Origin of the sequence: Streptomyces stelliscabiei, assembly GCF_014873495.1 — a bacterium.
Lineage (GTDB): Bacteria > Actinomycetota > Actinomycetes > Streptomycetales > Streptomycetaceae > Streptomyces > Streptomyces bottropensis.
In genome coordinates this window covers 5,250,561-5,277,188 of record NZ_JADBGF010000001.1, presented here as the reverse complement: position 1 = coordinate 5,277,188, position 26,628 = coordinate 5,250,561, and the positions used below count along the sequence as shown (strand labels likewise).

Annotated in this window: 20 protein-coding genes; 8 read left to right on the top strand and 12 right to left on the bottom strand. The window is 67.5% G+C overall.

Annotated elements, in window-relative coordinates; all coding sequences use genetic code 11:
- The first annotated feature begins 5 nt into the window (after nt 1-5).
- The 5 genes from H4687_RS23245 (at nt 6) to H4687_RS23225 (ending at nt 4,749) form a co-directional block, all read left to right on the top strand.
- Nucleotides 6-518: a Jag family protein gene (locus tag H4687_RS23245; protein WP_005482969.1), complete on the top strand. Its 513-nt coding sequence runs from the start codon at nt 6-8 to the stop codon at nt 516-518.
- A gap of 114 nt (nt 519-632) precedes the next feature.
- Nucleotides 633-1,349, top strand: coding sequence for a 16S rRNA (guanine(527)-N(7))-methyltransferase RsmG (gene rsmG / locus H4687_RS23240; protein ID WP_046913190.1), 717 nt, complete (start codon nt 633-635; stop codon nt 1,347-1,349).
- A gap of 289 nt (nt 1,350-1,638) precedes the next feature.
- Nucleotides 1,639-2,712: a ParA family protein gene (locus H4687_RS23235; protein ID WP_079028213.1), complete on the top strand. Its 1,074-nt coding sequence runs from the start codon at nt 1,639-1,641 to the stop codon at nt 2,710-2,712.
- Nucleotides 2,709-3,806, top strand: coding sequence for a ParB/RepB/Spo0J family partition protein (locus H4687_RS23230; RefSeq protein ID WP_046913188.1), 1,098 nt, complete (start codon nt 2,709-2,711; stop codon nt 3,804-3,806). The genes H4687_RS23235 and H4687_RS23230 overlap by 4 nt, the downstream gene beginning before the upstream one ends.
- Before the next feature lie 325 nt (nt 3,807-4,131).
- Nucleotides 4,132-4,749, top strand: coding sequence for a GNAT family N-acetyltransferase (locus H4687_RS23225; protein ID WP_046913187.1), 618 nt, complete (start codon nt 4,132-4,134; stop codon nt 4,747-4,749).
- A gap of 52 nt (nt 4,750-4,801) precedes the next feature.
- Here the strand turns inward: H4687_RS23225 and trxA are convergent, their stop codons facing one another.
- The 7 genes from trxA to H4687_RS23190 form a co-directional block, all read right to left on the bottom strand.
- Complete coding sequence (trxA, locus tag H4687_RS23220; protein WP_005482961.1) at nt 4,802-5,134, bottom strand: thioredoxin; 333 nt, start codon at nt 5,132-5,134, stop codon at nt 4,802-4,804.
- A gap of 41 nt (nt 5,135-5,175) precedes the next feature.
- Complete coding sequence (trxB, locus tag H4687_RS23215; protein WP_005482960.1) at nt 5,176-6,147, bottom strand: thioredoxin-disulfide reductase; 972 nt, start codon at nt 6,145-6,147, stop codon at nt 5,176-5,178.
- A gap of 175 nt (nt 6,148-6,322) precedes the next feature.
- Nucleotides 6,323-7,234, bottom strand: coding sequence for an anti-sigma factor family protein (locus tag H4687_RS23210; protein ID WP_046913186.1), 912 nt, complete (start codon nt 7,232-7,234; stop codon nt 6,323-6,325).
- Nucleotides 7,231-7,941 carry an RNA polymerase sigma factor SigM gene (gene sigM, locus H4687_RS23205; protein ID WP_046913185.1) on the bottom strand — a complete coding sequence of 237 codons (711 nt, stop codon included), beginning with the start codon at nt 7,939-7,941 and terminating at the stop codon, nt 7,231-7,233. Before sigM ends, H4687_RS23210 begins: the two co-directional genes overlap by 4 nt.
- Nucleotides 7,942-7,965: 24 nt before the next feature.
- Nucleotides 7,966-9,693 (bottom strand): protein kinase family protein, encoded by a 1,728-nt coding sequence (locus H4687_RS23200; RefSeq protein ID WP_046913184.1) that lies wholly within the window; start codon nt 9,691-9,693, stop codon nt 7,966-7,968.
- A gap of 118 nt (nt 9,694-9,811) precedes the next feature.
- Entirely contained in the window at nt 9,812-12,058 is a 2,247-nt protein-coding gene (gene murJ, locus H4687_RS23195) for a murein biosynthesis integral membrane protein MurJ (protein ID WP_046913183.1), read from the bottom strand.
- A gap of 47 nt (nt 12,059-12,105) precedes the next feature.
- Complete coding sequence (locus tag H4687_RS23190; RefSeq protein WP_046913182.1) at nt 12,106-14,514, bottom strand: DUF6049 family protein; 2,409 nt, start codon at nt 14,512-14,514, stop codon at nt 12,106-12,108.
- 234 nt (nt 14,515-14,748) lie between these two features.
- Between H4687_RS23190 and H4687_RS23185 the strand changes: the two genes are divergently transcribed.
- Complete coding sequence (locus H4687_RS23185) at nt 14,749-16,197, top strand: CCA tRNA nucleotidyltransferase (protein WP_046913181.1); 1,449 nt, start codon at nt 14,749-14,751, stop codon at nt 16,195-16,197.
- 81 nt (nt 16,198-16,278) lie between these two features.
- On the opposite strand, the gene H4687_RS23180 is transcribed toward H4687_RS23185, so the two are convergent.
- The 3 genes from H4687_RS23180 to H4687_RS23170 form a co-directional block, all read right to left on the bottom strand.
- Nucleotides 16,279-17,613 (bottom strand): MFS transporter, encoded by a 1,335-nt coding sequence (locus H4687_RS23180; RefSeq protein WP_046913180.1) that lies wholly within the window; start codon nt 17,611-17,613, stop codon nt 16,279-16,281.
- A 77-nt stretch (nt 17,614-17,690) separates the two neighbouring features.
- The gene (locus tag H4687_RS23175) at nt 17,691-18,773 is read right to left on the bottom strand and encodes an inositol-3-phosphate synthase (RefSeq protein ID WP_046913179.1); all 1,083 of its coding nucleotides are present in this window, start codon (nt 18,771-18,773) and stop codon (nt 17,691-17,693) included.
- A gap of 44 nt (nt 18,774-18,817) precedes the next feature.
- Nucleotides 18,818-19,498: a PadR family transcriptional regulator gene (locus tag H4687_RS23170; RefSeq protein WP_046913178.1), complete on the bottom strand. Its 681-nt coding sequence runs from the start codon at nt 19,496-19,498 to the stop codon at nt 18,818-18,820.
- Nucleotides 19,499-19,871: 373 nt separating this feature from the next.
- Here H4687_RS23170 and H4687_RS23165 point away from each other — a divergent pair, with 373 nt between their 5' ends.
- On the top strand, nt 19,872-22,526 hold the full coding sequence (locus tag H4687_RS23165; RefSeq protein WP_179860074.1) for a transglycosylase domain-containing protein: 2,655 nt from the start codon (nt 19,872-19,874) through the stop codon (nt 22,524-22,526).
- A gap of 196 nt (nt 22,527-22,722) precedes the next feature.
- A complete protein-coding gene (locus H4687_RS23160; RefSeq protein ID WP_046913176.1) occupies nt 22,723-24,222 on the top strand; it encodes a glycosyltransferase family 87 protein in 1,500 nt (499 codons plus the stop codon).
- A 125-nt stretch (nt 24,223-24,347) separates the two neighbouring features.
- On the opposite strand, the gene H4687_RS23155 is transcribed toward H4687_RS23160, so the two are convergent.
- Together H4687_RS23155 and femX are read right to left on the bottom strand one after the other, a co-directional pair.
- A complete protein-coding gene (locus tag H4687_RS23155) occupies nt 24,348-25,379 on the bottom strand; it encodes an alanine racemase (RefSeq protein ID WP_046913175.1) in 1,032 nt (343 codons plus the stop codon).
- Between the two features lie 65 nt (nt 25,380-25,444).
- A complete protein-coding gene (gene femX / locus H4687_RS23150) occupies nt 25,445-26,566 on the bottom strand; it encodes a peptidoglycan bridge formation glycyltransferase FemX (RefSeq protein ID WP_046913174.1) in 1,122 nt (373 codons plus the stop codon).
- Nucleotides 26,567-26,628: the final 62 nt, after the last annotated feature.

The window sequence follows — 26,628 nt, the reverse complement described above, 5'->3', positions numbered from 1 at the left end:
CTCCCGTGACGGAAGGCACCACCTCCACCGCCTCCGAGGGTGGCGACACCCTGACCCGCCTGGAGCAGGAGGGTGAGATCGCGGCGGACTACCTGGAAGGTCTGCTGGACATCGCAGATCTCGACGGCGACATCGACATGGACGTCGAGGCCGACCGTGCCTCTGTCTCGATCATCAGCGACTCCGGTGGCCGCGACCTGAACAAGCTCGTCGGCCGGGAGGGCGAGGTGCTCGAGGCGCTTCAAGAGCTCACGCGCCTGGCCGTGCACCGCGAGACCGGTGACCGCAGCCGTCTGATGCTGGACATCGCGGGCTACCGCGCCCAGAAGCGCGCCGAGCTCTCCGAGCTGGGCGCCAAGGCGGCGGCCGAGGCCAGGAGCACCGGCGAGCCTGTCAAGCTGAAGCCGATGACCCCGTTCGAGCGCAAGGTCGTCCACGACGCGGTCAAGTCGGCGGGCCTGCGCAGCGAGTCCGAGGGCGAGGAGCCGCAGCGCTTCGTCGTCGTGCTGCCCGCCTGATTCGGTACGTACGTTTTCCGGCCCCGTCTGCCCGCAGGCGGGGCCGAACTTTGTCAGCCTGTTGTTCTGATGTCAGCGCCCAGTGCGCTCTTGCGGTACGGAAGGACGGTCCCCGTGACGGAGTCAGCGGAGCTCCCCCCTGCGCCCGAGCAGGCACGCGACGTATTCGGTGATCGCTACGCGGACGCGGTCCGGTACGCCGAGCTCCTGGCCGAGGCGGGGGTGCAGCGAGGGCTCATCGGCCCGCGTGAGGTGCCCCGTCTGTGGGAGAGGCATCTACTGAACTGCGCGGTGCTCTCCGAGGTCGTGCCCGAGGGGGTCACGGTGTGCGATGTCGGGTCCGGTGCCGGACTGCCCGGCATTCCGCTGGCCCTCGTCCGCGAGGACCTGAAGATCACGCTGCTGGAGCCACTGCTGCGGCGCACGAACTTCCTGACCGAGGTCGTCGAGCTCCTGGGCCTCGACCATGTGACCGTCGTCCGCGGCCGAGCCGAAGAGGTCCTCGGGACCTTGCAGCCGGTCCATGTGGTGACGGCCCGGGCCGTGGCTCCATTGGACCGATTGGCCGCCTGGGGCATTCCGCTGCTGCGTCCGTACGGAGAGATGCTCGCTCTCAAGGGCGACACCGCGGAGGAGGAGCTCAAGAGCGCTGCCTCGGCCCTGAGCAAGCTCGGCGCGGTGGAGACCTCGGTCCTCCACGTCGGCGAGGGCGTGGTCGATCCTCTGTCCACGGTGGTCCGGGTGGAGGTCGGGGAGAGCCCGGGGGGCGTGCGCTTCGCCGCGAAGAGGGCCAAGGCGGCCCGGACAGGGCGTGCCCGCCGACGCCGCTAGCTACGGGATCCAGGACGTTCGCTGATCCGTCCTGACGACGCTCGTACTCCACACAAGCTGCCAAACCTACGCGTCTCGGAGTGTCGCGCGAGCGTGGCCTGTGCCGCTGGGCATCGTGTTTCACGTGAAACGTCGCTCACTGCTGCACGGCATCATCAGTCGGGGCCGCGCTGCGGCCGAACCGCGCGACCGGAAGCCTCTCGGGTCACTCGGAGGGGTAACGGAGTTTTCCACAGAGGTGGAATTCTCCACAGAAGACCAGGCCTCACTGGTTCACGACCCCGAAGGCATGGGAGGCTCTGTTCATTGCGAGCCTGAAGTCGAGGAGAGTGAATCCTTGCGGTCCGACGCCAACATCGCGGGACCGATGACCGATCCGGTCCCCGGTCCCCGTACCGAGTCGATGGGGGAAGATGTTTCACGTGAAACACCGCCCCCGATGGACGACACTCCCATCGGTCGTGCTGCCCAGCTGGCGGTAGAGGCTCTGGGCCGGGCCGGCGAAGGCCTGCCTCGGCCCGAGCAGACCAGAGTCATGGTCGTCGCCAACCAGAAGGGTGGCGTCGGCAAGACCACGACGACCGTCAACCTTGCCGCTTCACTGGCTCTGCACGGCGCCCGCGTTCTGGTGATCGACCTCGACCCCCAGGGCAACGCGTCCACCGCGCTGGGGATCGACCATCACGCCGAGGTGCCCTCCATCTACGACGTGCTGATCGACAGCAAGCCTCTGGCAGAAGTCGTCCAGCCCGTTCCTGACGTAGAGGGCCTCTTCTGCGCTCCTGCCACGATCGATCTCGCCGGTGCGGAGATCGAGCTGGTCTCCCTCGTGGCACGGGAAAGTCGACTGCAGCGAGCGATTCAGGCGTACGAGCAGCCGCTGGACTACATTCTCATCGACTGCCCTCCCTCGCTCGGCCTGCTGACGGTGAACGCGATGGTCGCCGGCCAGGAGGTGCTCATCCCGATCCAGTGCGAGTACTACGCGCTGGAGGGCCTTGGTCAGCTGCTCCGCAATGTCGACCTGGTACGCGGGCACCTCAACCCCATCCTTCATGTGTCGACCATCCTGCTCACCATGTACGACGGCCGGACGCGTCTGGCCTCCCAGGTCGCCGACGAGGTGCGCACCCACTTCGGTGAGGAGGTGCTGCGGACGAGCATTCCCCGTTCGGTCCGTATCTCCGAGGCGCCGAGCTATGGGCAGACGGTGCTGACCTACGATCCAGGATCGAGTGGTGCCCTCTCCTATCTTGAGGCGGCACGAGAAATCGCACTGAGGGGCGTGGGCGTGGGGTACGACCCGACGCACGCCCATATCGGTGCTCAGAACAATACGAGTGTGGTGGAGGGCATCCAGTGAGTGATCGACGGAGGGGGTTGGGCCGTGGCCTCGCCGCACTGATCCCAGCGGCTGCGACAGGAGAGAAGGATGCTCCGGCAGCGGGAACGTCCCCATCCACGGCATCGGCGGTGCCATCCGTCTTCAGCCCGGAGCGTGGGGTGGGAGCCTCGCAGGTGGCGACACTCCAGCCTGTTTCACGTGAAACAGAGGAGCTGTCGCCGATCGGCACGGCGGAACTGCCTGCCGCACCCGTCGGCGCCTACTTCGCTGAGCTGCCTCTCGACTCCATCACTCCGAACCCGCGTCAGCCGCGCGAGGTCTTCGACGAGGATCTTCTCCAGGAACTCGTCACCTCCATCAAGGAGGTCGGTCTTCTCCAGCCCATTGTCGTTCGGCAGGTGGGGCCGGCTCGCTACGAGCTGATCATGGGCGAGCGGCGCTGGCGAGCCTGCCATGAGGCCGACCTGGAAGCGATCCCGGCGATCGTGCGGGCGACGGACGACGAGAAGCTGCTTCTGGACGCGCTTCTGGAGAACCTTCACCGTGCCCAGCTGAACCCGCTGGAAGAGGCATTCGCCTACGACCAGTTGCTCAAGGACTTCAACTGCACGCACGACCAGCTGGCGGACCGTATCGGTCGGTCCCGTCCCCAGGTCTCCAACACGCTGCGCCTGCTGAAGCTCTCACCGGCGGTCCAGCGTCGGGTGGCCGCCGGTGTTCTCTCCGCGGGGCACGCTCGGGCGCTGCTCTCCGTCGAGGACTCGGAGGAGCAGGACAAGCTGGCTCACCGGATCGTGGCCGAGGGACTCTCGGTCCGAGCAGTGGAAGAGATCGTCACCCTGATGGGGTCGCATCCGAAGGCCTCGACGCGGTCCAAGGGCCCTCGTGCCGGCTCCGTGCCCTCTCCGGCGCTGGGCGAACTCGCTACCCGGCTTTCCGATCGGTTCGAGACCCGGGTGAAGATCGATCTGGGTCAGAAGAAGGGCAAGATCACTGTCGAGTTCGCGTCCACGGAAGACCTTGAGCGCATTCTGAGCACGCTGGCCCCGGGCGAGAAGCTCGCACTCCAGAAGAGCCTGCTGGACGACGACTCGGAGGAGACGGAGGCCTGAGCCTTCTGAGGAAGGGGCTGACTTCCGGCCCGTCGACTGCCTGAGCGGGCTGTGTCCGATGTATACCGGACACAGCCCGCTCTTTGCTTTGAGGCGGTATCAAGGCAATCGCATCGTGGATACGATGCGATTCGGTAGAGCGCATCGACCTGGCGGGTCTTCTTGGGAGAGGCGGGGCCATGCGAACCGTGAGCCGTTCCGGACTGGTGACGGCAGGCCTGGGACTGGGGGCCGTCGGCGGATTCATCGGCAGTCTCCTCAGGGAGCGGAGCGCTCTGACAGCCGCCCGCGAGGCTGCGGGCGAAGGAAGCGAGGAACAGCCTTCATGGGGCGTCGGCTCGTACCGCTCACGTTGGACAACCTTCAGGACATTCCCAAGCGCTGTCGTTCGTGTGTCTTCTGGGAGCTCGACCCAGTCAGTGGCGAGGCCGCGGTAAGAGCGGGTACGCCCGCTCTGGAGAAAGAGGCGTGGATCTCCGCCGTCCTGCTGGACTGGGGGTCCTGCGGCCGGGTCGTCTACGTGGACGAGATCCCGGTGGGGTACGTGCTGTACGCGCCTCCTGCTTATGTGCCCCGAGCCCTGGCATTCCCCACAAGTCCGGTGTCCCCCGACGCGGTTCAGCTGATGACCGCCTTCATCGCCCAGGGCTATCAGGGCCAAGGGCTGGGCCGTGTGATGGTGCAGACGGTGGCCAAGGACCTTCTGCGGCGGGGCTTCAAGGCCATAGAGGCCTTTGGGGACGCCCGTTGGAAGGAGTCGGCGTGTGTCCTCCCCGCCGACCATCTGACGGCTGTGGGCTTCAAGACCGTGCGCCCCCACCCCACGTACCCGAGGCTGCGGTTGGAGCTGCGGACGACGCTCTCCTGGAAGGAGGACGTCGAGCTGGCACTGGACCGTCTTCTCGGGGCCGTACAGAAGGAGCCCGCGCTGCGACCGCTCTAAAGCGAAGAGGCCAACCCGAGCGGGTTGGCCTCTTCATGTTTCACGTGAAACATCACTCGGCGATGAAGTCCTCGAGGTCACGCACGATCGCGGCCTTCGGCTTGGCACCGACAATGGTCTTGGCGACTTCGCCGGCCTGGTAGACGTTCAGCGTCGGAATCGACATGACGCCGTACTTGGCAGCCGTGGCCGGGTTCTCGTCGATGTTGAGCTTGACGATCTCGATCTTGTCGCCGTACTCCTGGGCGATCGCTTCGAGAGACGGCGCGATCTGGCGGCACGGGCCGCACCAGGCGGCCCAGAAGTCCACCAGGACGGGCTTGTCGTTCTTGAGGACGTCCTGCTCGAAGGAGTCGTCGGTCACGTTCTTCAGAGTGCCGGCCACTGAGGGCTCCTAACTGGTTGGTGCGGTGGGGCGGACGGGGGTCAGACGGTGGTCTTCTCGGGCTCGGCGGCCTGGTCGCCGTCGGCCAAGGCGGCGAGGTACCGCTCGGCGTCGAGGGCGGCGGAGCAGCCGGTGCCGGCTGCGGTGATCGCCTGCCGGTACGTGTGGTCGACGACGTCACCGGCGCCGAAGACACCGGTCAGGTTCGTCCGGGTCGACGGTGCGGCCACCTTCAGATAACCCTCGTCGTCCAGGTCGAGCTGACCCTTGAAGAGTTCCGTGCGCGGGTCGTGGCCGATCGCGATGAACAGGCCCGTGGCCGGCAGCTCGGAGGTCTCGCCCGTCTTGAGGTTGCGCAGCTTCAGCCCGGCGAGCTTCTGGTCGCCCTGGATCTCGGCTACCTCGCTGTCCCACACGAAGGAGATCTTCGGGTCGGCGAACGCGCGATCCTGCATCGCCTTGGAGGCGCGCAGCGTGTCCCGACGGTGGACGATGGTCACGGACTTGGCGAAGCGTGAGAGGAAGGTCGCCTCCTCCATCGCCGTGTCCCCGCCGCCGATCACAGCGATGTCCTGGTCCTTGAAGAAGAACCCGTCACAGGTGGCACACCAGGAGACACCGCGGCCGGAGAGCGCGTCCTCGTTGGGCAGCCCGAGCTTGCGGTGCTGGGAGCCCGTGGTGACGATGACGGCCTTGGCGCGGTGCACTGTGCCGGCCGTGTCCGTGACGGTCTTGATCTCGCCGCTCAGGTCCACGGCGACGATGTCGTCCGGAATGAGCTCGGCACCGAATCGCTCGGCCTGGCCACGCATGTTGTCCATGAGGTCGGGACCCATGATGCCGTCGCGGAAGCCGGGGAAGTTCTCCACCTCGGTGGTGTTCATCAGCGCGCCGCCTGCGGTGACGGCGCCCTCGAATACCAGCGGCTTCAGCGACGCGCGCGCGGTGTAGAGCGCCGCCGTGTAGCCGGCGGGCCCGGAGCCGATGATGATCACGTTACGGACGTCGCTCACGGCTTGATTCCTCGTCTCTGGAGACTGCTGCGTACTGCCGGCGGGAGCTGCTCTCGAAACTCTCACCCCACCCAACGGATCCTAAGGGGCGCGCATTCCCGGTGTGTCCGGGCACACGGAGACGGCACACAGCCGCAGAGGGATGCAAGGCATACCACAGCGCGAGAGACAGTCCTCAGGAGCGAGCGTAGGAGTGCTTCAGGAGAACGTCCCCGGCGGGATCCGAAGCTCTGTCCAAGCAGGAGGCGTCGACGACATAAGCGGTGACGTGCGAGTCGTCGGAGCGGTCGGGCAGCAGCACGAGGTAGGCGTCGGCTCCCCGGTAGGTACCGCGCTCGGAAGCGATCGCCCCCGTGACATCGCCGATGCCCTTCGCGATACAGACCGGCACCTCGGTCTTGAAGACCGTGTTCCTGCTCTTGTCCGGCGTGGTCGCGGTGCCGAAGGCTTCCTGGCTGGGCGAGCTCTCGGTCTTGGTCTCGCCCAAGAGCTCTTGGACACGCTTCTCCAGCTTGACGCCGGAGAAGGTCGAGGGAGCCGCGGTCGCGGCTTCGCGCGTAGGAGGGCCGTCACTCCCGCCGCCCGACTGGACGAGGACGGTGCCGAAGCCCAGAGCCGCGATCGCGAACACAGCACCGATGACCGTCGTACGACGCTTGGGGCGCCGCTTGCTCATACGGCCTGGGCCGGTGGACGCGCGTGGACGACCGACAGGGCGATCCCCTGTCGGCGATGTTTCACGTGAAACATGCGTGGTGGCCTCCTCCCCCCGGGCCGTGTGGGAGATCTCGGCTGCGACGGGCTCCGCGCTGGTCTCCCGCTCAGGTGCCGTGGCGTTCAGAAGAGCCTCGGCTGCCAGGGCCGCATCGATCCGCCCTGCCACGTCGTCGGGCATGCGAGGTGGTCCTGGCAGGGTGCCGAGCAGGCTGCGGATCTCTTCCAGGGAGGCATACACATCGGCGCAGAGCGGGCACTCGTCCAGATGCTGCCGGACATGCGTGGTGCGGGACGGAGGGAGAAGCCCTTCGCTGAGGTCGGAGATCTCCTCGACGTCGGGGTGTCCGGCCGTGTCGGTCGTGGATGTCACGCTCGCCCACCTCCGCCCTTCACAGCAGCTGAATCGCTTGGCCCTGCCTCATGTGGTCCCGCTGCGGGTGGGACGGATGTCCCCTGCGCCCGGTTCCTTCCACGCCCCGACTTTTTGCCGCTGCTCTCACCATCCGTACGCAGATGGGTCAGCAGCGGCAGGAGTCTGGCTCTGCCACGGGCACAACGGCTCTTCACGGTGCCGGTCGGTACGTCGAGAATTCGCGCGGCCTCGGCCACCGGATAGCCCTGCATGTCGACCAGGACGAGCGCCGCCCGCTGATCCTGTGGCAGAGTGCCGAGGGCCTCCAGCAGCTGGCGGTGCAGGTCGTTGCGCTCGGCCGGGGCGGAAGCCGACTCGTGCGGCTCCAGCAGCTGCTCCAGCCGCTCGGTGTCGTCGACGGGCGACGTCTTGCGCGAGGCCGTCTTGCGGGCGCGGTCCAGGCAGGCATTCACCGTGATGCGGTGCAGCCAGGTCGTGACGGCCGCCTGGCCACGGAAGGTGTGGGCGGCCCGATAGGCGGACACCAGCGCGTCCTGGACGGCGTCCGCGGCCTCCTCACGGTCTCCGAGCGTCCGCAGGGCCACCGCCCACAGCCGGTCCCGGTGTCGCCGTACAAGCTCACCGAAGGCCTCGGGGTCGCCCCCCACGTGGCGGGCCAGGAGATCCTGATCGCTTACCTCGCTGTGATCAGCGCTGGGCGCCATCGGACCCCCTCTCTCGGTGAGCTCTCAGCCCGTGAACTTCACGTCGGTGATCGCCTGCTTGTAGCCGGCGCCACTGAACTGGTCACGGTTCGCGTAGGGCACATCCGTGAGCCACACGAGAACGTACCGGGTCTTCACCGGCTTCTTGGCGGAGATCTTCAGGTCCGTGCCACTCGTCCTGTTCGTGGCGATCTTCGTCATGGAGCTGAGGGGAGCGGACGACGACAGGGAGTCGGCCCCGTAGAGCGTGGCCGTGGTGTGGTCGCCCGTGTAGTACAGCCCTATCGAGGCCGCCGACACCTCCTTGGCCGAGCCCAGGTCGTAGACGATGCCGACGCCCTGCTTGAACGGCGCCAATGTGGGGCCGTCGGTGTAGGAGTACGTCCGCCAGTACGTCGACGAGCTGTTGTCGTACGTCAGCCTCGCGTCGTTGGCGTGCTGCGGCTTGCCGTCCGGGTAGTACTCCGCGGCGTCCTTGATGCCGAGTGCCGTGATGGGCCTGGCCTTGTCGGTGCCCTTGTCGTTGCCGTCGGCCGACTGGCTGGTGTCCGGCTCGCTGGACTGGCCCCTGCTGTTCATGAGCGCGTCGGCGAGCTGCCAGCTGCCGAGACCGAGCGCGGCGATCAGCAGCGCGGAGACGGCCCATTTGAGGGCCTTGCCGGTTCGGCTCTGCAGCGGCGGCGGCGGGGTCTGGATCGGCTGGGTGAGACCCGGATGCGGTGCCTGACGGCCGTACGTCCCCTGCTGGTACGTGGTGTGCTGGTAGTCGGGCGGCGCGGTGAACGCGGGCTCCGGCGGGCGGATGCGCGGCATCTCTCCGACAGCCTTCACCAGCTCCTCCGGCGTCGTGCACGGAGTCTCATGGCGGGAAGCGGTGGCGCCGTCGTTGACGAGCGCGCGCATGGAAAGCTCCGACAGGCCCCTGTGGACGCCCGCACGGACCTGGTCGGGCGCGATGAGCCCGACGCCCTTGGGGAGCCCTGAGAGGCCGTGCGCGTCGTTCTCGTACGGCCAGCGCTGGGTGAGGGCGGCGTACAGCAGTGCGCCGATCGCCTCCGTGTCCGTCCTCTGGGGGGTGTCCGAACCGATTCCTCGCAACGCCGCGTTCACCGCGAGACCGCGGATGCGCCACTGCCCGGAGGCGGAACGCAGCACGGCGCTCGGGTTCAGCCGTAGATGCGCGAGGCCCTCACGGTGCGCGGCGGCCATGGCGTGTGAGACCTGCGTGACCATCTGGTACGCGTCGTGCGGTTCCAGGGGGCCGGAGGCCAACAGCGCCGTCAGCTCCGTGGCGTCGGGCAGCCATTCGTGCACCACGTACACGAGGTCGTTCTCCTCGACGGCGTCGAGTACCTGGACGAAGCGGGGGTCCCCCAGCAACGCCGAGGACCGGGCCGCCGCCAGCACGGAACGAGCGCGTGTGTGATCGGCGGGCAGGACATGCACCCCGACCGCGCGACGCAGTTTCTCGTCCACGGCACGCCAACTGCTGAAACCGTCCAGACGGGTGACGCACTCTTCGAGGCGGTAGCGCCTGGCGAGTTTGTGGCCGCTGTGCAGTTCGGGCGGTGTCGTCTGCGAAGGGCTCTCGGTATCGCCGTTCCCATGTGCCTCTTCGCTCGCCGAGCTCTCCGTGTCCCGCTCCCGGTTCTGGGCCTCCCCGTCGGCCGTGGACTGGTCCGCTTGCGCGGTCAGCGGCTTGTCGCCGCTGTTGTCTGCCACGTCGACGGCAGCCGTGCTCCGTTCCGCCACCGTCGTTCCTGCCTCCCCATCCGTTGAGCGCTCTGACACGCCGAAGCCAATTGTGCCCACAGTCCGCCGCTATGAGCGACACGCGGCGGCGGACGATGGTTGTGCGCGTACCCCCGCGTCAGCGTCCCAGCCGTCCGCGAACCATGCCGACCATCGAGTTGAGCTCTTCGATGCGCATGCGTCGCGCGGCTACGTAGAAGACACCGAGCAGCACGATTCCTCCCCCTGCGAGTGCGAGCATCGAGCCACCGACACCCTGCCCCAGAGTCCGGCTGATGCCGTAGCAGGCGGCGCCACTCAGCAGCGCCGCGGGCAGAGAGGCGATGGACAGCCGCGCGTACGTCCGCATGACCCTGGATCCGTCCAGGTCGCCGCCCAGCCGCTTCTTGAGCCGGCGCCAGGCGATACCGACACCGATCATGTACGCCAGGCCGTACGAAGCCGCCATGCCGACCACGGCCCAGCGGGCCGGGATCACGAAGAAGCAGACCGCGGAGGCGCTCGCGTTGACGGCGGCCACGATGACCGTGTTGTAGAACGGGGTCCGGGTGTCCTCGTACGCGTAGAAGGCGCGGAGCACGACGTACTGCACGGAGTACGGGATCAGACCGAGGCCGAAGGCCATCAGCATGAAGCCCATGTTGGTGGCCGCACCGGTGCCGGAGGAACCGAAGATCAGCGTGCACATCGGGATGCCGAGGGCGACGAAGCCGAAGGCGATCGGCACGATGGCGACCGCCGTGGTGCGCAGGCCCTGTGAGATGTCGTCACGCACGGCGCCGGTGTCGTCCTCGGCGGCCGAGCGGGAGATGCGTGGCAGGAGGGCGGCCATGAGCGAGACGGTGATGATGGCCTGGGGCAGGCCCCAGATGAGCTGGGCGTTGGCGTAGGCGCTGAAGCCTGTTCCGGCGATCTTCGTCTCAGTGACCGCCGCGGTTGCCAACTGGGTGACCACGAGTGCACCCGCCTGGTTGGCGAGCACGAACAGGATCGTCCACTTGGCCAGCATCGCGGCCTTGCCGAGGCCATGGCCCTTCCAGTCGAAACGCAACCGCATCCGGAACCCGGTCTCCCGCAGGTACGGGATCATCGCCAGGGCTTGGACCACGAGACCCAAGAGGATGCCGATGCCGAGTAGCCGCTCACCCTCCGGCGGGATGCTCTCGACCGTCATGTGGGAGTTGGCCGCGCTGCCGTAGACCCAGAGGAACGCGCCGAGGGTGACGATGATGACGATGTTGTTGAGGACCGGGGTCCACATCATCGCGCCGAAGCGGCCACGGGCGTTGAGGATCTGTCCCATCACCACGTGAATGCCCATGAAGAAGATCGAGGGCAGGAAGTACCGGGTGAAGGTGACGGCTACGTCATTGGCCGCGGGGTCGGTGGCGAGTGGCGTCGACAGGGCGCGGACGAGCAGTGGTGCGGCGAACATGGCGAGCGCGGTGAGGAGGCCCAGGATCACCATGACCAAGGTCAGCAGCCTGTTGGCGTACGCCTCGCCGCCGTCCTCATCGTCCTTCATGGCACGGACGAGCTGCGGTACGAAGACGGAATTGAGCCCCCCGCCGACGGTCAGGATGTAGATCATCGTCGGCAGCTGATAGGCGACCTGGAAGGACTCACCGAGAAGCGACAGGCCCAGCGCCGAGACGATCATCGCCGAACGGATGAAGCCGGTGAGGCGCGACACCATCGTGCCCGCCGCCATCACGGCGCTCGACTTGAGCAGGCCCGAAGCCCGCCCGCCCTTCTTCGACGCAGATGCAGGAGTGGGCGCGGCCGCGGGCGGGGGCGTCGGAGCGGGCGCGGGCTCCTGGTACGCCGCGCGGCCGGTGCCGGACGACGGCGCAGGGGTCGGTCCGGGAACGGAGGGCTGGCCCATGGGGACGGGGCCGCTCTGCTGCTGGTCGCGGAAGAGATGCGCGAACGCGTCCGGCTCGTGGCGTTCCTCGCCGGCCTGGGTCACCAGGTCGTCCACGCCGACGAACTGGGTCGTGCGCGCGTCGTCTCCGTACGGCAGATGCCGGGTCGGCCCCTCGGGCTCGGGGGCCGGCGTCTGGGCCCACACACGCGGGTCGGGTGCGTACTGCGGCGACGACGGCTGCGCGTAGAGGGGCTGCTGCGGCTGGTAGGTACCAGGAGCGGGCGGGGGGTGCGCGGCACGGTCGTAGAGCGCCTCGGCCACAGGGTCCTGGGCGGCGAGATCGCGTGCGCGGTAGGGGTCCTGGTCGTAGGCGTCCTGGAGGTATATGTCCGCGGGATGCTGCGGCGGCACCTGGCCCGGCCCGGGCGGCTGGCCGTCGTCGGGATACCCCGAGTCGGCCGCGCCCTGGCCGCGGTCACCGTCGTACGGCGCGTTCATGCCTACCCCACCTCATCGTCCCCGGGCCAACCGGCCACGACAGTCGCTCAACGGTCCACTCTCTCACCCGTGCCGGACGGGTCGGCGCTTTCCGGAGCGGTGTCCGGTGCCGGGTCACTCGGGTGCTCCGGCTCGTCCGTCCCCGACTTCGCCGGGGTCTCCTCCTCGACAGTGTGTACGACTGAGACCGCTTCGGTGCTCGCGGTCTCGTCCGTCGGGACACTTCCCGAGGAGTCGTCGTCCGTCGACGCTCCCTCAGCCTCAAGTCGGGCGGCCGCGCGCTTGCGCTGTGTGTACATCCGGAATCCGGCGAGCACGAGGAGCAGGACGCCACCCGCGATGACCAGCATGACCGTGGGCGTGATCTCGGTGACGTTCACCGTGAACTCGACCTCGTCACCATACTTCTCGCCGTTCGCGGTGTAGAGCTGGGCGACGACGTCGACCTTGCCGTTGGCTGCGGCGTTGGTGGTGAACTTTACCGACTCGCTGTGTCCACCCGAGATGTCGACGGACTGCTCAGCGAAGGCCTTGTCGCCGATCAGCAGGCGCTTGGGGGCCTTCGACCTGAGGCGCAGCGTCAAATTGCCGACGCCCTGCACGAGGTTGTTCTGCACGGTCACGGGGATCGTCGCGCTGCGGCCCGAGAGCTTCGTCTCGGACTTCCTGATCAGCCGGACCTGGCCGGTGAGCGAGTTGAGGTACGACTGCACATTGTTGCGGTAGACCGCCCCCTCCATGGAGCGGCCCCGCCAGGACGTGGACATCTCCCGGTCCATGGTCCTGCCGAACGGCGTGACCACGCGGGACTGGTCGGAGAGGATCACCTTGAAGCGGTCGAGGTCGGCCTGAGTGGCGTGGATCTCCTCGAACGCCGACTTGGGCAGCGCCTGCTTCCGCAGCGACTTGGGGTAGGCCGAGGCGGACGGAATCGTCGTGCTGGCGCGCGGGTCGGGCTTCGCGGCGGCGGCCTCGGACAGCTCCTGGGGCTGCGACCAGTTGCCCCCTTGGAGCGCCGTCAGGGCCTGCGCCATCGTCTGCGCCTGGCTCGCCGACGGCATGCGCTGCGGGGCGATCACGACGCTGCGCTGCTTGTTGTTCTGGAGGTCGGTCACCAGGCTCTGGGCGAGGAACCTCTGTACGGCCAGCGTCGAACGCTCGGCCTTCGTCATGTCGCCCTGGAAGGCTGTCGACAACCGGGCGTCCGCGACCACCGCCGTGGTGCCGCCCCCGATCGGTCGGGCCGCGTTGGGTGTGTAGGACAGGCGGCTGCTCTCCTGCAGGCTGTCACTGCGGGCGATGACCTTGTCGGCGCCCGCGGAGATGGCGACCTTGACGATCGAGGGGTCGACGGCGCCGTTGACGGGCCAGGCGAAGTCCGTCTCCGGTACCACCCGGAGGATGTTCTCGACGGTGTCCGAGGCCACATCGGTGGCGCCCTTCAGTCGGCTCAGGGAGCCCGTGATCGTCTTGCCATTGTGGGCCAGCGCAGCGACGTCGGGGTCGGCGAAGGGGAGAGCGATGACCTCCTCGCCCTGAACCGCGGTCTCCAGCTCCGCCAGCCACGCCTTGGCGACGGCCTGGTTCCTGCCGGCGACGGTGGTGTCCCCGCTCCGGACCCGGTAGCTCTCCGTCATCGCGACGACCGACGCCAGGAGATCCGGATCGATCACCCAGGTGATGTCCAGGTTTTTGCCCAGTGTCAGCATCTGCTCCAGGCGGCCGCCCGCAGAGATCTCCTTGGCGAGGTCGTCGTTACGGAAGACGGGCGTCTGCTGCTCACCGGGACCTGTCTCGGCCGTCAGATGGGTGGTGGAGATCAGCGGCCAGAGGTAGGTCGTCTTCGTCCTGGTGCCGGCCTCGTCGGGCTGCCACGGCAGGAACGTGCGCTGGATCCCGAGAACCTGGTCGTACTGGGCGGACGCGGTCCTTCCCGAAAGCGAGACGCCCAGCTGGTAGACGCCGTCCTCGTCGAGGTCCAGCTCCTTGACGGGTACCGAGATGGTGAAGGGCTGAGCCACACCGGAGGCGAGCGCGGAGAACTTCTCGACGTACTTCCCGCCGACCTCCGTCCCGTCGGTGAACTGGTCGAAGCCACTACGCCTGGCCGCGTCGTCGATGGCCGAGCGGCCGGTCACGGCCGCCGATGCCACCCGAAGGCCCACGTGGGCGTTCGTGACCGTCTGCTTGCCCTTGTTCGTGACCGTGCCGGAGACGGTGACGGTGTCGCCGTCGGTGGGGACGCTGGGACTGAGCGAGTCCAGGGAGACCTCGACGGTTTTCGACCCCGTGGCCTCGGCCGGGGAAGTGCGCGGCGTCGCCTGTGCGGACGGGGCCGCGGGCACCTGGAACAGACCGGCCAGCAGGGGGGCCCCGGCGAGCAGCGCCCCGGTGCGCAGCAGCCACCGGCGGGCAGGTGAGGGACTCGTCCCCTGGAAGTCTGCCGCCTCGGCCACGCGCTCGCCCGTCCCTAGTCGTCGTCAGTGGTCGTCGAAATGTGCGTCCACGCATGGTAACGATGTGCGCTGAGGGGAAGTGCCGCGGTCCGCTTCACAAGATCGGCGGCGAGGTCGGCCTGTCCCTGTATGTGCACGTATCGCTGCGGTCCGTGAGGGATACTCCTGCGCGAAGCCCTGTGCACGTTCAATGGAGGCGACTGGGGCCACCGGTGCCCCGTACCCTTTTCTGTTGTGCCGAACGCCAACGAAGACAACAGTGCCCTGAGCCAGGTGCAGCGCCGCGCGGTGAGTGAACTGCTACGGGTGTCCCCTGTCGCCGACGACCTCGCACGCCGTTTCCAGGAGGCGGGGTTCTCGCTCGCCCTGGTCGGTGGCTCGGTCAGGGACGCGTTGCTCGGCCGCCTCGGGAACGACCTGGACTTCACGACGGACGCCCGCCCCGATGACGTACTGAAGATCGTCCGCCCCTGGGCGGACGCCCTCTGGGAGGTCGGGATCGCCTTCGGCACGGTGGGGGCGCAGAAGGACGGCTACCAGATCGAGGTCACCACCTACCGCTCCGAGGCGTACGACCGGACTTCGCGGAAGCCCGAGGTGTCGTACGGCGACTCGATCGAGGATGACCTCGTACGCCGGGACTTCACCGTGAACGCGATGGCGGTGGCCCTCCCCGAGAAGGAGTTCATCGACCCTCATGGCGGGCTCGAAGACCTCTCGGCGCGTGTGCTGCGTACCCCCGGCACTCCTGAGGATTCCTTCTCCGACGACCCGCTGCGCATGATGCGGGCCGCGCGTTTCGCTGCTCAGCTGGACTTCGAGGTGGCCTCCGAGGTCGTTTCGGCGATGACCGACATGGCGGGCCGTCTCGATATCGTCTCGGCGGAGCGGGTACGGGACGAGCTGAACAAGCTGCTCCTGTCCGCTCATCCCCGTGAGGGCCTGAGCCTGCTGGTCGAGACCGGCCTCGCCGAGCATGTCCTGCCCGAGCTTCCGGCGCTACGACTGGAGCGGGACGAGCATCACCGGCACAAGGACGTCTACGACCACACGCTGATCGTCCTGGAGCAGGCGATCGCGCTGGAGGACGCCGGACCGGACCTCACCCTGAGGCTTGCCGCTCTGTTGCACGACATCGGCAAGCCCCGCACTCGTCGGTTCGAGAAGGACGGCAGGGTCTCCTTCCACCACCACGAGGTGGTGGGCGCCAAGATGACCAAGAAGCGCATGGCTGCCCTCAAGTACTCGAACGAACTCGTCAGGGATGTCTCGCGCCTGGTCGAACTGCACCTGCGCTTCCACGGCTACGGCATGGGTGAATGGACGGACTCCGCCGTCCGCCGCTACGTGCGCGATGCCGGCCCGCTTCTGGACCGGCTCCACAAGCTGACGCGCTCCGATTGCACGACACGGAACAAGCGCAAGGCGAATGCCCTGTCGCGCGCGTACGACGGTCTGGAGGACCGCATCGCCCAGCTTCAGGAGCAGGAGGAGCTGGATGCCATCCGTCCGGACCTGGACGGTAACCAGATCATGGAGATCCTGGGCGTCGGACCCGGACCGGCGATCGGGCAGGCGTACAAGTTCCTGCTGGAGCTGCGTCTGGAGAACGGGCCGATGCCGCACGATGACGCCGTGACTGCGCTCAAGGAGTGGTGGGCCCAGTCGCCACGGGTGTCCTGACGACAGACAGCGACGCGGTGCGATGTTTCACGTGAAACATCGCACCGCGTCGCTGTGTCTCCGTATCGGCAGAGGCTGCAGTCACTGAGGGAGCGATGTTTCACGTGAAACATCGGCGCTCCCGCCCCGACGCTGTCCGGCCATCCCGAAGCGGGCCATGACGACAGCGATGGCTGCGTAGATCACGGCCACGGTGATCACCAGGGCGGCCGAGCGACCGTCCGGAGCGAGCATGAGGGCGGCCGCTGCGGCGGCGCCGACAAAGGCAACGTTGAACAGGACGTCGTAGACGGAGAAGATGCGGCCTCGGTAGCCGTCGTCGACGGAGGACTGGATGATCGTGTCCGTGGAGATCTTCGCCCCCTGGGTGACCAGACCCAGGACGAACGCCGCGGCCAACATGGGCGCTTCCGTGAAGGGCAGACCGAGGGGCGGACCCAACAGGGCGGCCGCAGCGGCGCAGGCGACGATCCAGCGGTCCGGACCCAACCGCCCGGCCGCCCAAGGAGTGATCACCGCTGCGGTGAAGAAACCTGCTCCCGAGATCCCCACGGCGAGACCCAGAAGGGCCAGGCCTTCCTCGGAGCCGTAGGCCCCGGAACTGTTCGAGGACCAGGCATACCGGCACAGCATGAGCACCATGACCGTCAGGGCGCCGTAGCAGAACCGCATCAGCGTCATCGACGCCAACGCCCAGGCAGCAGGCCGTCGCCCCGGCTCGGCAAGATGACGCACGCCTGCTGTCAGACCCCGCGCGGTCCCGACGAGCGCCGCACCCAGTCGAGGGGGCATCAACTCCGGATCCGGGCCCAGCAGGTCACGGGCGATCCTCAGTGAAGCGAGGGCCGCGCACAGGTACATGATCGAGCCGAGAAGCACCACCGCGGCGTCCGAGTCGAAGCCCACCAGTCGAACGACGAAGGCGAGTCCGCCGCCGGCGGTCGCGGCCAGCGTTCCGGCTGTCGGAGAGAGTGAGTTGGCGACCACCAGGCGGTCGGCGTCCACCACCCGGGGCAACGCGGCGGACAGCCCCGCCAGCACGAAACGGTTGACCGCGGTGACGCACAGAGCGGAGACGTAGAAGAGCCAGTCGGGTACGTGACTCAGGATCAGGACGGCTGTCACGGACGCCAGCAGGGCGCGCAGCAGGTTTCCGTACAGCAGCACTTGGCGGCGTCGCCAGCGATCCAGCAGGACGCCCGCGAAGGGGCCGACGAGGGAGTACGGAAGGAGCAGGACCGCCATGGCGGAGGCGATGGCCGCCGCTGACGTCTGCTTCTCGGGGGAGAACACGACGTACGTGGCGAGCGCGACCTGGAAGACACCGTCGGCGCCCTGGGACAGCAGACGTACGGCCAGCAGACGCCGGAAGTCCCGAAGGTGGAGCAGGACGCGCAGGTCGCGCACGACGGACATGGGCCCAGCCTCACATATGGGGAGGGCCCCCGGGCGCATGACCCGGAGACCCTCAACAGCCCATTACGAACGCCTGGTCAGCGTTCGACCTCGCCCTTGATGAACTTCTCGACGTTCTCACGGGCCTCGTCGTCGAAGTACTGCACCGGCGGGGACTTCATGAAGTACGAGGACGCCGACAGGATCGGGCCGCCGATGCCGCGGTCCTTGGCGATCTTCGCGGCCCGCAGCGCGTCGATGATGACGCCGGCGGAGTTCGGGGAGTCCCAGACCTCGAGCTTGTACTCCAGGTTCAGCGGGACGTCACCGAACGCGCGGCCCTCGAGGCGGACGTACGCCCACTTGCGGTCGTCGAGCCAGGCCACGTAGTCGGACGGACCGATGTGGACGTTCTTCTCGCCGAGATCCCGGTCGGGGATCTGCGAGGTGACGGCCTGGGTCTTGCTGATCTTCTTCGACTCCAGACGCTCACGCTCGAGCATGTTCTTGAAGTCCATGTTGCCGCCGACGTTCAGCTGCATCGTGCGGTCCAGGACGACACCCCGGTCCTCGAACAGCTTCGCCATGACGCGGTGCGTGATGGTGGCACCCACCTGCGACTTGATGTCGTCACCGACGATCGGGACGCCCGCCTCGACGAACTTGTCCGCCCACTCCTTGGTACCGGCGATGAAGACCGGAAGGGCGTTGACGAAGGCGACCCTGGCATCGAGGGCGCACTGGGCGTAGAACTTCGCCGCGGCCTCGGACCCGACGGGCAGGTAGCAGACGAGAACGTCGACCTGCTTGTCCTTGAGTACCTGGACCACGTCGACCGGGGCCTCGGCGGACTCCTCGATGGTCTCGCGGTAGTACTTGCCGAGACCGTCGAGGGTGTGACCGCGCTGCACCGTCACACCGGTGGCGGGCACGTCACAGATCTTGATGGTGTTGTTCTCGGAGGCACCGATGGCGTCCGCGAGGTCGAGACCGACCTTCTTGGCGTCGACATCGAAGGCGGCGACGAACTCCACGTCACGGACGTGGTAGTCGCCGAACTGGACGTGCATGAGGCCCGGGACCTTCGACGCCGGATCGGCGTCCTTGTAGTACTCGACTCCCTGCACCAGCGACGCGGCGCAGTTGCCCACACCGACGACGGCTACGCGAACCGAACCCATTCCGGCTGCTCCCTGTGTGTACGAGTGAGGTCCTGGCAGGGACCTCACGTGGTGGTGTCGCCGGGCGCATCCGGCCCGGGGTTCTCCCCGGGCCGGGGCAGGGCGCCCGGCGCTCCCTCTGTGGTGTCGCGAGCGGGCTCTGCGTGGCCGGGACCATTCAGGTCCCGGCCTGCCCGCTCGCTCTCGATGAGCTCGTTCAGCCAGCGCACTTCGCGCTCCACGGACTCCATCCCGTGGCGCTGGAGCTCGAGCGTGTAGTCGTCGAGGCGCTCTCGGGTGCGCGCCAGTGAGGCCCGCATCTTCTCCAGCCGTTCCTCCAAACGGCTGCGACGGCCCTCCAGGACGCGCATGCGCACATCACGGGAGGTCTGCCCGAAGAACGCGAACCGAGCAGCGAAGTGCTCGTCCTCGTAGGCATCGGGACCCGTCTGCGAGAGCAGCTCCTCGAAGTGCTCCTTACCTTCCGCCGTCAACCGGTAGACGATCTTGGCGCGGCGGCCCGTGAGCGGGACGGCGGCAGGATCCTCCGGAGTACCACCTGGCTCCTCGATCAACCAGCCGCTCGCGACCAGCGTCTTGAGGCAGGGGTAGAGCGTCCCGTAGCTGAACGCACGGAACACACCCAACGACGTGTTGAGTCGTTTGCGCAGCTCGTACCCGTGCATCGGGGCCTCGCGGAGCAGGCCGAGGACGGCGAACTCGAGTATCCCGGAGCGCCGGCTCATCGTCGCCTCCCCTCTCTCGCTGACCCCGTCGACACGTCTTATGCCGAGCTGATGTATCGACTCGATACATCCAGACGATAGAACGCCCCTACGGATGCGACAAGTGAGGATCCGGTGAACGGGGTCACATCACCGATGGGCAGGAAGCAAGTTGCCTGATTTGGGGTGAAGTTCGGTGCTCAATGGGTTTTGGCGGTGCGTAGTCTGTGCGGCATGCACACCACTGGGAGCCGAGTGACGTTTGAGCACGTCGCCGTCCTGAGTGCGGTACGGATGAATGCCAGCACGACCGCATCCGTACTTCGGGGGGACCGGAAACCAGCCGCCGTTTCCAGGCGCGCACGGGTGCGCCTGCCCGAGGAGTAGTCGTTCGATGAGCGAGCACCGTCGCAAACCGCCGCAGCCGCAGGGAGGCGGACGTGCCGCGGCCCGACGCGGCCAGTCGGCGTCCTCCGGCCGCCGCGCGGCACCGCGGGGCGCCACCGGGTCACTTTCGGAGACCTATGGCTCGGGAGGTGAGGAGACCTCGTACGAGGGCCGAGCCGCCACGCGTCGGGGGTCGGTGAGAAGCGCCGACACCGGCGTCGGCGGAAGCCGTCGCAGAGCCCCCGAGCCCCCGAGCCGCGGCCGTGGGCGCGCGGCCCCGCCCGGGAAGAAGCGCTTCATCGACTACCCGCGTGCCGGCAGGTACGGGGCGATGCGCTGGGTGCCGTCGTGGCGTCAGGTGACGGGTATGCTCATCGGCTTCTTCGGGAGCCTGGTGGCGGCGGCCGGCATCGGCTACGCGGTCGTGGCCGTACCCAACCCGGCCGAGGCCGCCACGGCGCAGAACAACGTCTACTACTGGTCGGACGGCTCGCAGATGGTCGCGACGGGTGGTGAGGTCAACCGCCAGATCATCGCGTACGAGAAGATCCCCAAGGCGATGCGCTACGCCGTGATGTCGGCCGAGAACAAGACGTTCGAGAGCGACAGCGGCGTCGACCCCATGGGTATCGCGCGAGCCGTCGTCAACATGGCCAAGGGTGGTCAGACGCAGGGTGGCTCCACCATCACCCAGCAGTACGTGAAGAACGCCATGCTCGACGACCAGTCGCAGACCCTGTCGCGGAAGGTCAAGGAACTCTTCATCTCGGTCAAGGTGGGTACCTCGGTCGAGAAGGAAGAGATCATGCGCGGGTACCTGAACACCGCGTACTACGGACGTGGTGCGTACGGTATCCAGGCTGCCGCCCGCACGTACTTCGGCAAGGACGCCGAGAAGCTCAACCCCAGCCAGTGCGCCTTCCTCGCCGCGGTCCTCAAGGGCGCGACGTACTACGACCCGGCCGGCGCGCCGTCGATCGACCCGGAGGCCTCGCCGGAGAACAACCGCAAGCGGGCCACCGACCGCTGGCGTTGGATTTTTGACGAGATGGTCAAGGACAAGCACCTGTCCGCGACCGAGCGGGCCAAGTACCCCGACTTCCCCAAGATCCAGAGCCCTCGGTCCAACGCTCAGCTGGGCGGTCAGATCGGCTACCTCGTCGACACCGCCAAGGGCTACATCCTCAACAACACGAACATCGACCAGAAGCAGCTCGAACGGGGCGGCTACGAGATCCACACGACCTTCGACAAGAACAAGGTCAAGGAACTCGAGAAGGCCGTGGTGAAGGTCCGCAAGGAGAACATCAAGCCCGACCTGCGTCCGAAGACCGACACCCATGTGCAGTTCGGTGGCGCGTCCGTGAATCCCAAGTCGGGTGCCATCGAGGCGATCTACGGTGGTGAGGACGCCACCAAGCACTTCACCAACAACGCCGACGTCACCGGTGCGCAGGTCGGTTCGACGTTCAAGACGTACGTGCTCGCGGCAGCCATGACCTGGGGCAAGCGCGATCCCGACCTCGATGGGGACCAGGCGCAGGACGAGCGCACCATCGTCTCGCCGAAGAGCCTCTACAGCGGCAAGAACAACCTCAAGATCAAGGACTACGACGGTCAGGTCTGGACCAACGAGAAGGGGGAGGAGTGGCTGCAGGCCAACGACGATGACGCGTCGTACGGCAGCGCGCCGAAGTACCAGATCGACCTCCGCGAGGCGATGCGGGTCTCGGCGAACTCGGCCTTCGTGCAGCTGGGCATGGATGTCGGTCTGGACCGGGTGAAGGAAGCGGCCATCGAGGCAGGGCTCAAGGAGAGCAGCCTGACCGGCACCAGCTTCCCGTCCTTCTCGATCGGTATCTCCGACCCCAGTGCGATTCGAATGGCCGGCTCCTACGCGACCTTCGCTGCCAGCGGCAAGCAGAACGATCCGTTCTCCGTGAAGACGGTGGAGCACGAGGGTCTGACGATGTTCGATCACGACGACATCGCCGAGCCCAAGCGGGCCTTCACGCCGGAGGTCGCCGACAACGTCACCGACGTCCTCAAGACCGTCGTCGACGAGGGAACCGGTACGTCGGCCCAGCTGGCCGGCCGTGAGGTGGCGGGCAAGACCGGTACCACCGACGGCAACAAGTCGGCCTGGTTCGTCGGGTACACCCCGCAGCTGTCGACCGCGATCAGCATGTACCGCATGGACGACGACGAGTCCAACAAGAACCGAACGTTCCTGGAGATGTACGGCACGGGTGGTCAGGAGACGATCCACGGTGCCTCGTTCCCGGCCGAGATCTGGCACGACTACATGGAGGACGCCCTCAAGGGCGAGCCGGTCGAGAACTTCCCGGAGCCCCAGCCGATCGGTGTGATCGTGAACGACGACCCGGATCCGACTCCGACTCCGACCCCGACCGAGTCGGAGGAAGAGGTCCCCGAGCCGAGCCCGACGCCGACCGAGAGCGAGATCGAGCCGTCACCGACGCCCAGTGAGAGCTGCACCAACCCCTTCAACCCCACCTGTGATGACACGGGCGGTACGGACACGGGCGGTACGGATGTCGGTGGTGCCGACGGCGGAGTGACACCGACACCGACCGAGTCGGAGGACGATACGAGAGGCAACCAGAACGGGGGAGGACTCTTCGGAGGCTCCAACGGGTAGCTCCTCGCCTCGCAGGATGCGTTTCACGTGAAACAAGGGCCACCGCACCGATCAGGCGCGGTGGCCCTTGCTGTGGTGCCGGTAGGGCCGGAGAGCATGGTGGCGCCGTGTTTCACGTGAAACGCGGGCGCTCGCCCCACGACCGGACCCGGCAGCCCTGGACGTATTCCCAGGCGCGTACGGCAGGATGTGCGGCATGCCCAGTGCAGAGACGACGCGAGTGAGCGTGGACGAGCCGGAGCCCGTACGGCCGACCAAGGAGGATGAGGTCGCTGCGACCGGCAGCGAGCTGATCGGCGGCCCGATCGGGCGGCGAGCGCTGCTCGGCACGTCCTGGTGGACGCCTGTACGGGTCGTCGCGCTCGTGGCGATCGGAATGTTCGCGCTGGGCATGGTGCAGAAGCTGCCCTGCTACGACGGCGGCTGGTTCTTCGGGGCCAGCTCCCAGTACACGCACGCCTGCTACTCGGACATCCCGCACCTCTACCAGGGGCGTGGCTTCGCCGACGGGCTTGTGCCGTACTTCGACAAGATCCCCGGTGACATGGAGTACCTCGAGTACCCGGTGCTCACCGGCGTCTTCATGGAGGTCGCCGCCTGGCTCACCCCGGGCAGCGGCACCATTCAGGACCAGGAGCAGTGGTACTGGATGGTCAACGCCGGGATGCTGATGGCCTGTGCGGCCGTCATCGCCGTCTGCTGCGCGCGCATCCACCGGCGGCGCCCCTGGGACGGCCTTCTGATGGCGCTGGCGCCCGCCTTCGCGCTGACGGCCACCATCAACTGGGACCTGCTCGCGGTGGCCCTGCTGGCCGTCGCCATGTTGATGTGGTCGCGTGAGCGTCCGCTTGCCTTCGGTGTATTGATCGGGCTCGCCACAGCCGCCAAGTTCTATCCGTTCCTGGTGCTCGGACCGCTCTTCGTGCTGTGCTGGCGGGCCGGCAAGTGGCGCGCGTTCGCGACCGCGCTGCTCGGTGCCGTCGCCGCCTGGCTCGCGGTGAACCTCCCGGTGATGCTCCTGGCACCCGACGGATGGGCGAAGTTCTACCGCTTCAGTCAGGAACGCGGCGTCGACTTCGGCTCTTTCTTCCTCGTCATCTCGCAGCGGATGAACATCCAGATCACGGGTGAGACGGCGAACGCGTACGCGATGGTCTCGATGGTGCTCGTCTGCGCGGGTATCGCCGCGCTCGCGCTGACCGCGCCGCGCCGCCCGCGCTTCGCCCAGCTCGCCTTCCTGATCGTCGCGGCCTTCATCCTCACCAACAAGGTCTACTCGCCGCAGTACGTCCTCTGGCTGGTCCCCCTCGCCGCGCTGGCCCGGCCCCGGTGGCGGGACTTCCTCATCTGGCAGGCGTGCGAGGTGGCGTACTTCCTGGGGATCTGGATGTACCTCGCCTACACGACCAGTGGGGACGCCCACAAGGGGCTGCCTGCCGAGGGCTACCAACTCGCCATCATGGCTCACCTGCTGGGGACGCTGTACCTGTGCGTCGTCGTCGTGCGGGACATCTTCATGCCCGACCGGGACACGGTGCGCCGGGCAGGTGACGACGATCCCTCCGGTGGAGTGCTCGACGGCGCGGACGACGTCCACGTCTACGGTGCGGCGGCCCGCCCTCCGCGGCATGCCGTGCACGTCGACGGACCGCAGGTGGACTGGGGCAGCCGTGGACCGGAGAGAAGTTCGCTCTGAGCGAACAGGGTGCGGACAGGTGACGCGGAAGGCCGTACACGAAATCCTCGTGTACGGCCTTCCGCGTGGTGCTGGGGTGATCCACTCGGGTGATTCGTTCGCCGAGTCCTTGGGGAAGCGAGCCCTCAGCGGTCGACGGTCCGGTCGAACTGCGTGGTCGTGTGCCGCAGATGGGCCACCAGTTCCTCGCCTACCTTCGGCTCCGGGGCGTCCGAGGGGACGAAGAGGATCGACACCTGCATGTGCGGCGGCTCGGCGAACCAGCGCTGCTTGCCGGCCCAGACGAAGGGAGAAAGGTTCCGGTTGACCGTGGCGAGGCCCGCCCGGGCAACGCCCTTGGCACGCGGCATGACGCCGTGCAGCGCCTTCGGAGCCTCCAGACCCACGCCGTGCGACGTACCGCCCGCCACGACCACCAGGAAGCCGTCGGAGGCGGCCTTCTGCTGGCGGTAACCGAAGCGGTCGCCCTTGGCGACACGGGTGACGTCCAGCACCGCTCCCCGGTACTCGGTCGCCTCGTGGTCGCCCAGCCACAGCCGCGTGCCGATCCGGGCCCGGAAACGGGTCTGTGGGAACTGCTGCTGCAGGCGGATGAGGTCCTCGGACTTGAGATGGCTCACGAACATGGTGTGCAGCGGCAGGCGGGCCGCGCGCAGCCGGTCCATCCAGCCGATGACCTCCTCGACGGCGTCCGAGCCGTCGGTGCGGTCCAGCGGCAGGTGGATGGCGAAGCCCTCCAGGCGCACGTTCTCGATGGCCGCGTGGAGCTGGGGCAGCTCCTGCTCGCTCACTCCGTGCCGCTTCATCGAGGACATGACCTCGATGACGACACGGGCGCCGACGAGGCCGTACACGCCGTCGACCGACGACACGGAGCGGATGACGCGGTCGGGCAGGGGGACGGGCTCCTCAGCGCGTCGGTAGGGGGTCAGCACCAGCAGGTCGCCGCTGAACCAGTCCTTGATCCGGGCGGCCTCGTACGTGGTGCCGACGGCGAGGATGTCCGACCCGAGGCGCGTGGCCTCTTCCGCCAGCTTCTCGTGCCCGAAGCCGTAGCCGTTGCCCTTGCAGACGGGGACGAGTCCCGGGAACTGCTCCTGAACATGCTTGTGGTGTGCCCGCCAGCGCGCGGTGTCGACGTACAGCGTGAGCGCCATGGACGGTCCCGGAACCTTTCTGGTGGCTGCGGTGTATCAGAGGTATGGAAACAAAAACGGGGGCGTCAGCGGCGCGACATGTAGATGTCGAGCGCCTTGTGGAGCAGCTTGTTCAGCGGGAAGTCCCACTCGCCGAGGTATTCGGCGGCCTGTCCGCCCGTGCCCACCTTGAACTGGATCAGGCCGAAGAGGTGATCCGTCTCGTCCAGCGAGTCGGAGATGCCGCGCAGGTCGTAGACCGTCGCACCGAGAGCGTAGGCGTCGCGCAGCATGCGCCACTGCATCGCGTTCGAGGGCCGGACCTCACGGCCGATGTTGTCCGAGGCGCCGTAGGAGTACCAGACGTGCCCGCCGACGACCAGCATGGTGGCGGCGGACAGGTTCACGCCGTTGTGCCGGGCGAAGTAGAGCCGCATGCGGTTGGGGTCCTCGGTGTTGAGGGCCGTCCACATGCGCTGGAAGTACGACAGCGGGCGCGGCCGGAAGCGGTCGCGCACGGCCGTGATCTCGTACAGCCGCTGCCACTCCTCCAGGTCCTGGTAACCGCCCTGGACGACCTCGACGCCGGCCTTCTCGGCCTTCTTGATGTTGCGGCGCCACAGCTGGTTGAAGTTTCTGTGGACCTCCTCCAGGGAACGATTGGCCAGCGGCACCTGGTAGACGTAGCGGGGCTGCACGTCACCGAAGCCGGCCCCGCCGTCCTCGCCCTGCTGCCAGCCCATGCGGCGCAGTTTGTCGGCGACTTCGAAGGCCCGCGGCTCGATGAAGTCGGCCTCGATGTCGCGCAGGCGCTTCACGTCCGGGTTCTGGATGCCCGCCTTGATGGAGGTGGCCTCCCAGCGTCGGATGATCACCGGCGGGCCCATCTTCACCGAGAAGGCGCCCTGCTGCTTCAGATGGGCGAGCATCGGCTCCAGCCAGTCGGTGAGGTTCGGAGCGAACCAGTTGATGACCGGGCCCTCGGGCAGATAGGCGAGATAGCGCTTGATCTTGGGCAGCTGGCGGTACAGCACCAGGCCGGCGCCGACCATCTCACCGGTCCTGTCGTCGAACCACCCGAGGTTCTCGGAGCGCCACTCGGCCTTGACGTCGGCCCAGGCCGGGACCTGCATGTGGCTAGCCGAGGGCAGGCTCTGGATGTATGCCAGATGCTGCTCACGGCTGATCGTCCTCAGGGTCAGGCTCATTCAGGGCGCTCCTCGGGCTGGTGTGTCCCCATGGGTACAGGGGCTCCGGCTCTCGCGCCGAA

What these genes read in the sequence shown, in the direction of transcription:
- H4687_RS23235 (WP_079028213.1), top strand. Translation starts at nt 1,639, where the DNA reads ATGGGAGGCTCTGTTCATTGCGAGCCTGAAGTCGAGGAGAGTGAATCC.
- H4687_RS23225 (WP_046913187.1), top strand. Translation starts at nt 4,132, where the DNA reads ATGGGGCGTCGGCTCGTACCGCTCACGTTGGACAACCTTCAGGACATT.
- sigM (WP_046913185.1), bottom strand. Translation starts at nt 7,941, where the DNA reads ATGGCGCCCAGCGCTGATCACAGCGAGGTAAGCGATCAGGATCTCCTG.
- murJ (WP_046913183.1), bottom strand. Translation starts at nt 12,058, where the DNA reads ATGAACGCGCCGTACGACGGTGACCGCGGCCAGGGCGCGGCCGACTCG.
- H4687_RS23180 (WP_046913180.1), bottom strand. Translation starts at nt 17,613, where the DNA reads ATGTCCGTCGTGCGCGACCTGCGCGTCCTGCTCCACCTTCGGGACTTC.
- H4687_RS23175 (WP_046913179.1), bottom strand. Translation starts at nt 18,773, where the DNA reads ATGGGTTCGGTTCGCGTAGCCGTCGTCGGTGTGGGCAACTGCGCCGCG.
- H4687_RS23170 (WP_046913178.1), bottom strand. Translation starts at nt 19,498, where the DNA reads ATGAGCCGGCGCTCCGGGATACTCGAGTTCGCCGTCCTCGGCCTGCTC.
- H4687_RS23165 (WP_179860074.1), top strand. Translation starts at nt 19,872, where the DNA reads ATGAGCGAGCACCGTCGCAAACCGCCGCAGCCGCAGGGAGGCGGACGT.
- H4687_RS23160 (WP_046913176.1), top strand. Translation starts at nt 22,723, where the DNA reads ATGCCCAGTGCAGAGACGACGCGAGTGAGCGTGGACGAGCCGGAGCCC.
- H4687_RS23155 (WP_046913175.1), bottom strand. Translation starts at nt 25,379, where the DNA reads ATGGCGCTCACGCTGTACGTCGACACCGCGCGCTGGCGGGCACACCAC.
- femX (WP_046913174.1), bottom strand. Translation starts at nt 26,566, where the DNA reads ATGAGCCTGACCCTGAGGACGATCAGCCGTGAGCAGCATCTGGCATAC.